The sequence below is a fragment of the Paraburkholderia humisilvae genome, assembly GCF_902859855.1.
Lineage (GTDB): Bacteria > Pseudomonadota > Gammaproteobacteria > Burkholderiales > Burkholderiaceae > Paraburkholderia > Paraburkholderia humisilvae.
This window is the reverse complement of sequence record NZ_CADIKH010000105.1, coordinates 1-11691: the sequence shown is the minus strand read 5'-3', so window position 1 is coordinate 11691 and position 11691 is coordinate 1. Positions and strand designations below refer to the sequence as shown.

Genomic DNA, 11691 nt, shown 5'->3' with positions numbered 1-11691 from the left:
ACCGTCGCTCGCAACAAGCTCAAAAGCGCTCAGCACCGACCTTCGATCATCGCCGCGTGCTGGATTCAGGCAACCTTGTGGTGACGTCATGATTTATGGAAAGGTCAATAACCAGGGCAATCCGTCATGAGCCTGATGGAACGGTTCATCAAGCGCCGCATTGCGACCAGTTTTCTTGCAATCGCGGTGCTGCTGGCCGGCACAGTGGCGTATTTTCTGCTGCCGGTCGCGCCCTTACCGCAAGTCGATTTCCCGACCATCCAGGTTGTAGCGAAATTGCCGGGCGCGAGCGCGGAGACCATGGCGACATCGGTAGCGACGCCGCTCGAGCGGCAACTCTCGCTGATTGCGGGCATCACGCAGATGACGTCGTCGAGCTCGCTGGGCACCACCAACATCGCCGTGCAGTTCGATCTGTCGCGCGATATCAACGGCGCGGCGCAGGACGTGCAGACGGCGATCAACGCGGCCGGTGGCACCCTGCCGAAGAATTTGCCGAACCCGCCGACCTATGAAAAGGTCAATCCGGCCGACTTCACCTTGCTGTCACTGGCGCTGACATCGCCATCGCTCACACTTACGCAGCTCGACAGCTACGCCGAAGACTATCTGGCGCAACAGATCTCACAGTTACCCGGTGTGGGTCTCGTCGATTTCCACGGCGAACAGCGGCCTGCTGTTCGTATCCAGCTCGATCCCGACAAGCTCACTGCGCGCGGCCTCACGCTGGAAGACGTGCGCTCGATCGTCGGCTTGCAAACCGTGAATGCGCCGAAGGGCAGCCTGAACGGGCCGGATCGTTCGGTGATTTTCAATGCCACCGATCAGATCACGACTGCCTCGGCGTATCGCGATCTGGTGGTCGCGTACAAGAACGGCGCGCCGATTCGCCTGTCCGATCTCGGCACCGTCCTAAACGCCGCCGAAGATAACCAGCAGGCCGCGTGGCTTCAGCGCGAACGCGCGATCATCCTCGATATTCACAAGCAGCCTGGCTACAACGTCGTGCAGACGATCGCCAACCTCAAGGCGAGGCTGCCTATGCTGGAAGCGACGCTGCCTGCCGCCGCGCATCTGCATGTCGTGGGCGATCGTACGCAGACCATCAATGCGTCGGTGCACGACGTGCAGTTCACGCTGATGCTGACGGTCGCGCTCGTCGTGATGGTTATCTTCTCGTTTCTGCGCAACGTGTGGGCGACGATCATTCCGAGCCTGACGATTCCCTTGTCGTTGGTGGCGACATTCGGTGTGATGTACCTGATTGGCTATAGCCTCGACAATCTGTCGCTTATGGGGCTGACCATTGCGGTGGGCTTCGTGGTAGACGATGCGATCGTTGTGATCGAAAACGTGATGCGCCATGTCGAGGAAGGTGTGCCGCCCATGAAAGCCGCGCTGCTTGGCGCAATGGAAGTGCGCTTTACCATTATCTCGATGACGATCTCGCTGATTGCGGTGTTCATTCCGATCCTGCTGATGGGTGGCATTGTCGGACGCCTGTTCCGCGAATTTGCGGTGACGGTGAGCGCAGCGATCCTCATGTCTGCGCTGGTCTCGCTGACCGTCACGCCGATGCTATGCGGCTGGCTGATCCGCCTGCCGAAGCCGGATGAAGCAGGGCGCATGCGTAAGCTTGAAGCGTGGCTCGAAAGAGGCTTAGTCGCGGTGGAGCGGCGTTACGAGCGTGGTCTCGATTGGGTGCTGAATTGGCCGAAACTGATGCTAGGCGTGACGATCGCAACGATCGTCGCGACACTGGCGTTGTTCATCACGATCCCGAAGGGCTTCTTTCCGCAGGAAGACTCCGGCTTGATCATGGGTGTCGCGCAGGCCGCGCCGGATATCTCTCCACGGGCGATGTCTTCGAAAATGCAGCAACTGGGCCATATCATCGAAGCCGATCCCGCAGTCGATAACGTTTATTACTGGATGGGCGCGAATCCGACCGTGAGCCAGGGTCGCGTGATGATTAACCTGAAGGCGTTCGGTCAACGCAAGGATAGCGCCGCGCAGGTGCTCGATCGTCTGAAGCCGCAGTTAGCGAAGGTAATGGGTATTTCGCTGTCGATGCAGGTTCGTCAGGATATTCAGGTGGGCGGCCGAATCAGTGCCGCCCAGTATCAGTACACGCTGCAAGACCCTGATATCAACGAATTGAATCAGTGGGAAGGCTTGCTGACCGACAAGCTGTCGAAGCTGCCGCAACTCGCCGACGTCACCTCCGACCAGCAAGCTGCCGCTACCAGCGCGACGCTCGTGATTGATCGCAGCACGGCCTCGCGCTTCGGCATCACCGCACAAGCCATCGACGACACGCTCTACGACGCGTTCGGCCAACGGCAGATCGCAACGCTGTTCACACAGCTGAATCAATACCACGTCGTGGAGGAGGTCGATCCGGGCTTCCAGTTGACCACCGACGCGCTCGCGCACCTCTACGTGCGTTCGCCGCTGACGAATGAACTGGTGCCGCTCAACACGCTGGCGAAGATCGAAAACAACGTGTCGCCGATTTCGGTGAATCACCAGGGGTTGTTTCCGGCTGTGACTATCTCGTTCAATCTGGCGGCGGGCCAATCGCTTGGCAATGCCGTGACGGCGATTCACCAGGCCGAAATCGCCGCAGGCAAACCCGACAGTTTGACGGGGTCGTTCCAAGGCACGGCGCAGGCGTTCCAGGTGTCGCTTTCCAGCGAACCGTATCTGATCGCGGCGGCACTCGTCGCGGTGTACCTGATTCTGGGCATCCTGTACGAGAGCGCGATTCATCCGCTTACCATCATTTCGACGCTGCCCTCGGCAGGAGTCGGGGCATTGCTTGCGTTGATGCTGTGCGGCCAGGATCTCTCCATCATGGGGATAGTCGGCATCATCCTGCTGATCGGTATCGTGAAGAAAAACGCCATCATGATGATTGACTTCGCGCTCGTGGCCGAGCGCGACCAAGCTTTATCGCCGCGCGAGGCGATCCGCCAGGCGTGCATACTGCGCTTCCGGCCGATCATGATGACGACGCTCGCCGCGCTGTTTGGCGCACTGCCACTCGCGCTTGGGTCTGGTGCGGGCGCGGAATTGCGTGTTCCGCTCGGCATCGCGATTGTCGGCGGCCTGATCGTTTCGCAGATGCTGACGCTCTTCACGACGCCCGTGGTGCACTTGTGGTTCGACCGGCTGTCGCAATGGCTGGCGGGGTATCGAGCGAAAGATCGCACGGTCGAGTGCGAACCGGTGGGCTGAGCGCTGGGCGCACGCATTCAAAATCTGAGGGACCGCGCCGATCCGGCGCGGCGGTCGACTCCTTCACGCTCAATTTCCCTGGGCACCTTAGCCTGCATTGGCCACGGCCTCCTTGGCGAGCAGGCGTTGCGCCTGCTAATCGCCCTTTCCTGCTTCCTGCGCGGTTTGAGCCGACGTCTCGGTCGCGTCCGCCATCAAAGCCCGCGCGGCGCGCTGATGTTGATCGGATACGATGACATTGACGCGCTGGCGCTCGACCCCGTAGCCGACGAAGCGCTCGTGCTCGATGCCGGCGACGCCGACGCTGAACCCGAAGTCGACGCCGTGGCGGGTTCTGTCGCACTAAGGCGTTCAAGTAAAATCTGTCCGAGCGGAACGCATAACGGTATTGTCAACTATAGAAGGACGCCTCTTCATGCGCGAAGCATGTTGAACCTTCGAACGCGGGACGTAGTGACACGGAACGTGGGACAATCCGGTTTCTCAAAAAATGACAAGACGGTCGATGCTATGAGTGCTCAACCACAACCCGCGTTCCCGATCAAAGTCGTTGCCGAGGTACCTACGGAAAAGAAGCTTCCGAAGCTGGAATCAAACAAGGCTTTCCAAGTGTAGAAGGCCACCCGAAAAAGCGGCGACTGATAAACCGTTAGGGTAACGGGAAAGCAGACACTCAGTATGGCTTTCGTTCTGCGTCGCAAAACTCCGAGGGAGGCTCTGTGGAAAGGCAAGAAGCGAACTGGCGCCCGACATGGGCGTTATTCGGGGGATTGGGGAAACGCAGAGGCGTTAAAAATGAAGCCCTCTCGAGTTTGGACAGGGCCCCGAACTTTCAACCGGCGCAGGCGCCGGTTCTTTTTGCACCCTGGTCAGGGCATCGCGATCCTGCCGTCAAAACAGATGTGCGGCCAGTCCCTGCTTGGTGAGCAGAGACACCGCTTTCTTATCGAAGGACACGAAGGTTTCCGCGCCGAGTCAAGTGCCGTCATAGGCAATGACGCCATCGGCAAAATTTCCCCCTGCATCGAGCAACGCAAGGTCGGCTTCGGCGGCGGGGCGATTGACCACGACATTGCTTGTGTTCAACAGCGTGCGGACCGCGGCGGCAATGTTCGCGCGATCCGCACCGTATCGGCCGCGCAGCACCCATACAAGCTCGCATGGCGTTTGCAGGCTCACCGCCACCATGTCGGCCGTTTCCAGCAAATCGACGGCGCGCGTTGTTTGAGCTTCATCATCGTCAACGATGGTGCGAAGCAAGAGGTTCGTATCAGCGGTCACTTTCATGCATCACCGGCCGCAGTGCCGGCGTCGGCTATCGCTTCGTTGATTTCCTCGATGTTCAACCGAGTGCCATCCGTCTTGCCTTTAAGGATGTCCCGCAGTTCCCGGAACGAACCTTTCGGTTGCGCGGCCTTCAACTCGGCCCGGCCGTCAGGCGGCAAATCCAGCTCGATTCGCTCGCCGGGCTTGATGCCCAAGTGCTGCAACACCTCTTTCCGTTCCGGGTGCCGCCGGTGAGCCTTTTCAGGAGAGCCCGACGGAGGGCCCGGCGGCGTCCGGTCTTGATGATGGAGTGACGATGAGTTCGACCCCGCTTCCGAAACCGACGGTCACCGGCGCGCTCGGCGCGATGCATCTGCTGGCCGAGTACGACGAGAAGGATACCCTGCTGCGCCAGGTGCGCCTCGAGGCGGTGCCTGACAGCCGCAGAGATCATCCTGATCGACCGCGACCTGCGCAGGGACGGGACACAGCGTGTAATCCGACACGACATCACGCCCGCCGAGCCGATTGCCATGATGCGTGCACACGGGGCCGAGCTGCCCGGGGAAAATCATGTCCGTACTGCCCGCCCCGATTGACTCCGGCCGGCCGCTGACGGCGGCCCAGTTCCAGCAGCTCGCGGACGTGCCGGCCGAAGCCGGGTAGTTCGCCTATCTCGACAATCCACGTACCCGCCGCGCGTACCGGATCGATCTGCGGGACTTCATGACCTTCACCGGCATCATCCGCCGGCCGGCCGAGTTCCGCGTCATCACGCGACACGTATTGGCCTGGAGAAAGACCCCTTGAAGACCGGGCTCTGTCCGGAGCGACGATCCGGCGCAAGATGGCCACACTGTCTTCGCTGTTCGAGTACCTGTGCGAGAAAAACGCGGTAGATTTCAATCCGGTCAAGGGGGCGAAGCGCCCGAAGGTCGACAGTCATGAAGGCGGGACGCCGGCACTCGGTGACCATGAGGCCAGGGCCTTGCTGGATGCGCCGGATGTCTCGACGCTGAAGGGAAGGCGCGATCGTGCCATGCTCGCGGTGCTGCTTTATCACGGCCTGAGACGCGAAGAGCTGTGCCTGCTGAAGGTCCGCGACATTCATGACCGGCGCGGCGTGCCGCACCTGCGCGTGCATGGCAAGGGCGGCTAGACCCGTTACGTGCCGCTGCATCCCGCGAGTGCGGAACGCCTGCACACCTACCTGGAGGCAGCCGGCCACGCGATGGAACCGGACGCCGCACTGTTCCAGCCGGTCCGGAAAATCGGCAAGGCCATCACGGTCGACGGGGTATACAAGTGCGTGCTCGCGTACGCGGCGCGGGCGAAGATCCGGGTGAAGGGCTTTGGCATTCACAGCCTGCGTGCGAAGGCGGCCACCAACGCACTCGTTCATGAAGCCGATATCGCCAGGGTGCAGGAGTGGCGGGCCACGCCAATATCGCACCACCAACGATCTGCGAAATACCTGGCGCTGCGAACGAAACGCCGAAACAGTTGATGCTTGCCTTCGAGCTTGGCAAGCGCCGGATCTTGCAGGTTGTTGCTCGTGACAGTTGATCCATGTTCGGCCTTATATACTGAGTTTGACCTTTTCAGAACCAAAGGCGAATCTGCGATTCGCCAGCCAGTCTATAGCGCGAAGTGGTCAATTCACCTTACCGTCACACCACCGGGGTCAATCTGCTGATGAGCCCGACACCGAAACGGCTGCTGGCGTCCAGGTTTCGTCCTCGAGCGGAAGGCTGTGCTGTAACTTGCCGGCCACGACGTTGCCCGTTTTCTCCAGCGTCGACACACGCACGCCGAGCAGCCGCAGGCGACGGTCGAGGACGACGCGGCGCAGACATTCCGTTGCGGCCCGCCGGATCGCTATCGCACCGGCAGTCGCTTCGGCAAGCGTGACGTCGCGGGTCACGGTCTTGAAGTCAGCGAAACGCAGCTTGATGCCGACCGTGCGACCGACGTAGCCTTTTCTCGCGAGATCCTCGCTCACACGCTTGCACAGCGCGGTGAAATGCGCGGACAGGGCAGGGCGGTCCTGCCGCACGTGCAGATCGCGCTCGAACGTGGTCTCACGGCTCATTGACCTGGGTTCGGAACTGATTACGATCGGCCGGTCGTCGACGCCGCGCGCGACGCGCGCGAGCCAGTCGGTATAGTTCCCGCCAAACCTCTCCTGCAGCATCCCGATATCCGCGCGGGCGAGGTCGCCAACGGTGGTGATGCCTATCGCGGCGAGCCGTTCGTTCGCGCGAGGGCCAATGCCGTTGACCTTGCGCGCCGGCAGCGGCCAGATGCGCCGCTCGATGTCGGCGTGCCCGAGGATTGTCAGCCCGTCGGGCTTGTCCAGTTCGGAGCCAATCTTGGCGAGCAGCTTGTTGGGCGCGATGCAGATCGAGCAGGTAAGGCCGGTCGCTTCGTGCACCGCGACCTTGATCGCGGCCGCAACGTCGCGCGTGTCGCCGGCGACGCCGGTCAGGTCGATGTAGATCTCGTCGATGCTGCGATCTTCGATCTGGTCGGTGAATGTACGAACGGCGGCCTTGAAGAGTCGGGAGTAGTGGCGGTATGAATCGAAGTCCGTGGGCAACAGATATGCATCAGGTGCAAGCTGTGCGGCCTTCATCATGCCCATCGCCGAATGCACGCCGAGCGCCCGGGCTTCGTAGGTCGACGTGGTGACCACGCCGCGCCCCGCGTAGTGCCGAAGCCGCGCAAACCGCCGGCTGCCGTCAGGTAACGTTTCAGGCACCGCCTGACGGCCACCGCCGATCACAACGGACTTGCCTCGCAGCTCGGGATAGCGCAGCAGTTCGACCGACGCGTAGAAGGCGTCCATGTCCAGGTGGGCAATACGCCGCGGCGTGGCATCGCTCTGGGCGAAGAAACGTCAGGCTTCAACTGCTGCCTCGTCCGCTTGCGCCGTAATCGGCATAAGGACGCACACTCGCCGGTGGCGTGAATAAAGCATCGGGCTCTGCGTTGTAATCGTCAGCCGTTTTGCAGCCACCGGGTTGAGTCGCTTGAGGATGTCGATCGCAAGACCCTCCTTTATTGGACGCAAGCCGAGGCGAAGTGTGGCTGGTGAGGTCGCGAGAGCCGCAGTTTCCGGCCGTACCACAGCAAACAGTGTCTCTGACGACTGCGCCGCGAGGTGAAGCCGTCTCAGCGATGCATGGGGAACCTGCTGAAGCCAGAGCACCAGAGCCCCGAAACTGCCTGCAGCGAGCATCTGCTCCGCAGCCCAGAGTTTGTCGGCCATCTTCGGCGCTCTGGCCTGAACGACGAAGGCGAGCGGCAAACCGGTCGACCCGAGTCCCGGTCCGTTCAGCGGATGTGTTGGCGCTATCAGTCCGATCGGTCTCTTGCGCAACGAAGAAAGGGCTGGTTGCAATAGCCTCAATTCGCCGACCCCGGAACACTGTGGCAAAAATTCGATCAGCGCGCCGAGCGGCCAGACGCCGCCGGACAACTCCGCAGAAAGCGATGCATAGCCAGTCGCGATCGAGCGGCCGTTTCGGCGCGCGAGCTGTGACGCCCGCCAGATTGACGGGTGGATTTCCTCGGGGCTATGGCGCTCTACGGCGGCGGGCATTAATCAGGATTTCGGTTAGATGACGCATCCGCACCGAACTCATGCACGAGTGCGCGCATGATCGCGTAGACCGCGGGCAGCGGGTCATCGTCATGCTGCCAGTCCACACGGGCATCGAGATCCGGACCAGTCAGACGGCTGTCAGCGAGGCGGGCAAAGCCGTTACGGATTGCGGCTGCATGGCGCCCCTGAAAACCGGGATCCGCGAACGCCTGTTCCTCGATATCGACGAGCAGGCGCCATGTGGGTGCCGGCACCCAATGGCCCAGCTTTCCCTGGTGAAGCAATCGAAGGTAGGGCCGCGCTATCCGCGCGACAACGCGCTGCAGGTCCGTCGCCGCTCGCTGGGCCGTCCTTTCGAGCGCGACAGGATCGACTCCAGGATCGTCGTCGCCTTCCAGTGGCGAGACATCTAGGCCATCGGACATGGCTATCCGGCCGCCCGACCAGCCGTTGTCGAACGCTGCGCCAGCAGTTGACGAATCCGTGCGAGATGTTGGTCGGCCACCCGATGATCCGCATCCGCTCGTGTCGACCGACGCGGCGTCGGCGGCCAAACGCCAAGATAGCGGCAAACGGCTGATATGTATGGCTTTGCCCAGGCGTCCGCGAACGACTCCCGCTGCGCGGTCAGCTGGCGCGCGGCGTCGGCCACGCGGGTATCGCCGATGTGGGTGCGCAGCCAGACAAGCGTCTGCCGGTCGTCGTCGTTGAGAATCCGGATCAGATGTTCCATACCCATTCCTGTTTATTCATACAGGTGTAAATATATACAGTACTCTGGTAAAGAGCAAGCGAGCGGTGGCCCCGCCGGTAAGTCCGCCCAATTCGGGGGGGCGCTCAGGATCCGGAAGAAAACGTACGCCAGTTGTTCACATAGCATTACCGGGAAAGGATAGGCATTGTCCGCGAAATAGCATCCAGTACGCTATCACGCGCGAACAATAAGCCTTTGATTCCATTGGTTGTGCGCTGCGCTATGGTACGAAAATGCCCGAATCCTGAGAGCCCCGTCGCCCGCCCGTTATGAGCCGGTCGAAGCGGTCTTCCGAAGAAAAAGGGCTATGCTCGTCTTAGGAATTTAACGGGCGCCAGATCCTTGGGCATGACCGAGGATAGGCGCACCGGAATGCCGGGCCGCACATCTTGGCCGTTCGGGGTCCACGCCCCTACCGTGACAAAGGAATCACCCTCCCTGCCCCTGTTCGTCGTTTGCGCCTCGCCGGGGATGTGCATATCGGCGCCCGGAAAAACGGACAACGCCGCGGGCGACGCGTGAGGCACGGCCCGCCGCCCGAAGACGGTCGTCACATGGACGCGGGTCCATTGCGGATGGACCTCGTCGTATGGCCGCTAGCGTGAATTGAGAGCACCCCCTTTTCCCTGGAGTCCCCGCCTCGCATCCCGTCCACGCCTTGCGCACGCTCGCCGTACAGCTCCTCCACGGTTTCGCTAATGTAGTAAGCCAACTATGCCGCAATCGGATACAGCCGGCAGAAGTCGATAAGAGGTCGATAACAAGGGGCTCTCCGACCGGTGGCATTTTGCCGACGGGACCGGGCAGACGACAGATGCGGTACGACGCCGATATCGTTGACCGCTTCCGCTCGACCGGTGACGGCTGGCAGACGCGCATGAATGAGGCGCTGCGCACGTTCCTGCAAGAGCATCCGCTCGACGCGCAATGACGGGTGCCTACGTCCGCGGTTCGCCCGACGCGGTGTTTGCGCTCGACGTGTTCCCGATGGTTGTGTCGCGGTAACGATGAGAGGATGAGTAAGCGGATATGAGTAGGACTGCATACGTGATCAGCGAGTAGAACTGCGCAGCAGCAGTTCTGTTTGCGTCGTCGCGCATCTGTCCCTTGCGAATCATATGCATGAGCCCGATACCCGTGAGGATGATGCGCGCGCACCGGAAATCCCTGAAGCCCATCATTGGCCTGATGATGCGTTTGATGGCGCGATGGTCCCGCTCCACCACGTGGCTCAGATTCTTTACGTGCCGGAACCTGATGGGTGTTTCACGTTCGGCGTTGAGCGATTGCAGTGCGACCAGATTCGCGCCGCTCCTGTCAATCGTGACAGTATGGGGTTCGCCGTTGGGTTCTGTCGCATAAGGATGCTTGCTTCAATCCAAGGAAATATGATAAGCAATGGTTATTTTTCTAACGGGTAAAATTGCTGAGCGGAAGTTTGGCCGCTGCTTTTCATCTGCCCCTTCCTGATCATATGCATGAGCGCGACGCCACCCAGCAGAATGCGTTGCGTGCACAGCGAAAGGTCTTGAATCCGCGTATCGGCCGGATACGGCGCCTGATTGCCCGGTGGTCCTGTTCAATGATGTTGTTCAGGTACTTGTTCTGGCGGATTCTGATCGGCGTTTCGCGCCCGGCGTTGAGGGCGTCGAGCGCGGCGAGATTCGCACCGCTCTTGTCGATCGTTACCGTCTCGGGCTGGCCATTCTGCTCGATCGACTTCTCGAAGTAGCGCTGGGCCGCAGCCTTGTCACGGTGAGCACGCAGCAGAAAATCGACTGTCTGGCCGGCCTTGTCGACTGCGCGATACAAAGCGCTTGACCTTGATGTAGGTCTCATCGACACGCCTGCTTCTGCCAACAGGGCGCTTGTGACGCCCAAACTCCTTGCCCAGCACCGGAAGCAGTTTGATGGCCCAACGGTACACAGTCGAATGATCGCCCCTGATGCCCCGCTCAGCCATCATCCTCCAGATTTCGCACACTCAGCCCGTAGGCCATGTACCAGCGCACGCACGTTAGCATTGTATCCAGCGGATAGTGCAGGCGTTTAAACAGGCGTGCCAAGGCTGGAGTCAAGGTCTGCTTCATCAGTTATGTCATTCGTATCGTTCGCTCGAATCATACCGCGCCGTCTTATTGCGACACCCATTAGTCGGCCGAAGTCAAGGTACGAGTTTAGCCATCGCCGGATTGCCATGACGATGAAAATGACCATCGTCATGGCAATCCGGCGAAATTCCTTCCCGTTATCCTGTCCCGGCTGCCTGCAGGGCGCGGTACTGCATCCGTTTTCTCGCGGCTGGTTGCGAACCGGATCGCACCAGACACCCATCGGGATCAAGCGATCGGCGATGAGTTGCCGATCGCCCTGGCGGCGGCGCCGCCCCAGAGAAACTACAAGGGCTTCCCCGTTAAGCACAAGCTCAATCGAAGTTCGCTATTGGTAGTGCTGCAATGCCACGTCGGCGCGCGTGAGAAGGTGAAGGACTGCTGTACTACAAACGGTCATGTTGGGCCGATGGCCCGGACCCTGATGAAAGACGCGCGCAAGGACCTCATTCGTTGGGCGGGATAGGAATCCCCGTTTCTCTGACAGGTATGCCTTGCGCGGGTCCAACCCGCTTCACATCACCGCTGGCAGTGCAAAGTGATCGTCTATCCGCTCATGGTTGCTATGATCTCGCGGGGCGGCAACTATTGGGCAAAATGTTCGGTCATACAGTCACCGGTTCGTGTTTGAAGGCTTCGCCGTACTTGAGTGTCGCCCAGGCCATGCGCGCATTCTTGGCGGCGATTGCGACAGCTGTCCGCCAGTAGCCGCG

At 60.8% G+C, this 11691-nt stretch carries 11 protein-coding genes and 4 pseudogenes; 6 read left to right on the top strand and 9 right to left on the bottom strand.

Going from position 1 to position 11691, the window contains the following annotated elements; all coding sequences use genetic code 11:
* Window positions 1-126: 126 nt before the first annotated feature.
* Together HV796_RS37805 and HV796_RS37800 are read left to right on the top strand one after the other, a co-directional pair.
* Window positions 127-3240, top strand: coding sequence for an efflux RND transporter permease subunit (locus HV796_RS37805; RefSeq protein WP_175232939.1), 3114 nt, complete (start codon window positions 127-129; stop codon window positions 3238-3240).
* Window positions 3241-3366: 126 nt separating this feature from the next.
* A complete protein-coding gene (locus HV796_RS37800; protein ID WP_175232938.1) occupies window positions 3367-3855 on the top strand; it encodes a hypothetical protein in 489 nt (162 codons plus the stop codon).
* 360 nt (window positions 3856-4215) lie between these two features.
* Here the strand turns inward: HV796_RS37800 and HV796_RS37795 are convergent, their stop codons facing one another.
* Complete coding sequence (locus HV796_RS37795; RefSeq protein ID WP_246356281.1) at window positions 4216-4527, bottom strand: type II toxin-antitoxin system VapC family toxin; 312 nt, start codon at window positions 4525-4527, stop codon at window positions 4216-4218.
* On the bottom strand, window positions 4524-4721 hold the full coding sequence (locus tag HV796_RS37790) for a transcriptional regulator (RefSeq protein ID WP_246356280.1): 198 nt from the start codon (window positions 4719-4721) through the stop codon (window positions 4524-4526). The genes HV796_RS37795 and HV796_RS37790 overlap by 4 nt, the downstream gene beginning before the upstream one ends.
* A gap of 152 nt (window positions 4722-4873) precedes the next feature.
* Here HV796_RS37790 and HV796_RS44645 point away from each other — a divergent pair.
* The 3 genes and pseudogenes from HV796_RS44645 to HV796_RS43545 all read left to right on the top strand — a co-directional run bounded on the left by HV796_RS44645 (window position 4874) and on the right by HV796_RS43545 (window position 6013).
* Window positions 4874-5105 (top strand): annotated as a pseudogene (locus tag HV796_RS44645) (hypothetical protein).
* Between the two features lie 248 nt (window positions 5106-5353).
* Window positions 5354-5665, top strand: coding sequence for a tyrosine-type recombinase/integrase (locus HV796_RS43550; protein WP_217478129.1), 312 nt, complete (start codon window positions 5354-5356; stop codon window positions 5663-5665).
* 9 nt (window positions 5666-5674) lie between these two features.
* On the top strand, window positions 5675-6013 hold the full coding sequence (locus HV796_RS43545; RefSeq protein ID WP_217478128.1) for a site-specific integrase: 339 nt from the start codon (window positions 5675-5677) through the stop codon (window positions 6011-6013).
* A gap of 177 nt (window positions 6014-6190) precedes the next feature.
* Here the strand turns inward: HV796_RS43545 and dinB are convergent, their stop codons facing one another.
* The 4 genes from dinB to HV796_RS37765 are packed head-to-tail and all read right to left on the bottom strand — an operon-like array spanning window position 6191 to window position 8846.
* A complete protein-coding gene (gene dinB, locus HV796_RS37780; RefSeq protein WP_281369976.1) occupies window positions 6191-7369 on the bottom strand; it encodes a DNA polymerase IV in 1179 nt (392 codons plus the stop codon).
* Window positions 7370-7405: 36 nt separating this feature from the next.
* A complete protein-coding gene (gene imuA, locus HV796_RS37775) occupies window positions 7406-8110 on the bottom strand; it encodes a translesion DNA synthesis-associated protein ImuA (protein WP_175232935.1) in 705 nt (234 codons plus the stop codon).
* Window positions 8110-8538 (bottom strand): DUF2471 family protein, encoded by a 429-nt coding sequence (locus HV796_RS37770; protein WP_175232934.1) that lies wholly within the window; start codon window positions 8536-8538, stop codon window positions 8110-8112. The genes imuA and HV796_RS37770 overlap by 1 nt, the downstream gene beginning before the upstream one ends.
* 2 nt (window positions 8539-8540) lie before the next feature.
* Window positions 8541-8846, bottom strand: a complete 306-nt coding sequence (locus tag HV796_RS37765; RefSeq protein WP_175232933.1) for a CppA family protein — start codon at window positions 8844-8846, stop codon at window positions 8541-8543.
* A gap of 679 nt (window positions 8847-9525) precedes the next feature.
* Here HV796_RS37765 and HV796_RS46125 point away from each other — a divergent pair.
* Window positions 9526-9798, top strand: coding sequence for a BrnA antitoxin family protein (locus HV796_RS46125; protein ID WP_175232932.1), 273 nt, complete (start codon window positions 9526-9528; stop codon window positions 9796-9798).
* Between the two features lie 118 nt (window positions 9799-9916).
* Here HV796_RS46125 and HV796_RS37755 read toward each other — a convergent pair.
* The 3 pseudogenes from HV796_RS37755 to HV796_RS37740 all read right to left on the bottom strand — a co-directional run.
* A pseudogene (locus HV796_RS37755) lies at window positions 9917-10225 on the bottom strand (DDE-type integrase/transposase/recombinase); the annotation flags it as partial.
* A gap of 44 nt (window positions 10226-10269) precedes the next feature.
* Window positions 10270-10957: pseudogene (locus HV796_RS37750) on the bottom strand (IS6 family transposase).
* A gap of 626 nt (window positions 10958-11583) precedes the next feature.
* A pseudogene (locus HV796_RS37740) lies at window positions 11584-11691 on the bottom strand (IS110 family transposase); the annotation flags it as partial.